Annotated in this window: 2 protein-coding genes; both read left to right on the forward strand. The window is 54.4% G+C overall.

Translation table 11 applies throughout. The features are described from left to right. Positions 1–376, forward strand: a 376-nt coding sequence (locus D7D26_RS12040; protein WP_120373189.1) for an IS5 family transposase, incomplete at its 5' end; no start/stop codon positions are given. Further along, positions 337–551: transposase (locus D7D26_RS12950; RefSeq protein ID WP_147413090.1), on the forward strand; the 215-nt coding region annotated here is incomplete at its 3' end. The genes D7D26_RS12040 and D7D26_RS12950, both read left to right, overlap by 40 nt.

The raw sequence follows: 551 nt of genomic DNA on the forward strand, positions 1-551 counted from the left end.
CAAGAGAATGCTGCCGCCCGAACACCCGAAATCAGGTCAACGTGGACGCCCGGCAAAATACGATAACCGCAGGATCATCAATGGGATTCTGTGGCTTGCCAGAAGTGGAGCGCCATGGAGAGATCTTCCGGAGCGTTACGGCAAATGGCAGGCAGTTTACGCACGTTTCAGGCTGTGGAAACAGCGGGGAATATTCGAGGCGATCTTTGCCGCCCTAAGCGCTGATGCCGACATGGAAAATCTCTCTATCGACTCCACGTCCTGCAAAGTACATCAAAGTGCCAACGGGAGAGGGAAAACCCCGGAAGGGGGAAAAAAGGGGCTCAAGCGATTGGCATGTCCAGAGGCGGCAAGAATACGAAAATTCATGCGATAGTAGATGGTTTAGGCAATCCGCTGGCGCTCCTGCTCAGTCCCGGCAATGACCACGATTCCCGCCATGCCGTGTCCTTGCTCGGGCAAGCGGAAATCAGAGGGAGCAACGTCATCGGCGATAAGGCTTACGGTTCGCAAGCCATCAGAGAGTACATTACTTCTCGGGAGGGAAGTTA

The sequence above is a fragment of the Pyramidobacter sp. CG50-2 genome, assembly GCF_003612005.1.
Lineage (GTDB): Bacteria > Synergistota > Synergistia > Synergistales > Dethiosulfovibrionaceae > Pyramidobacter.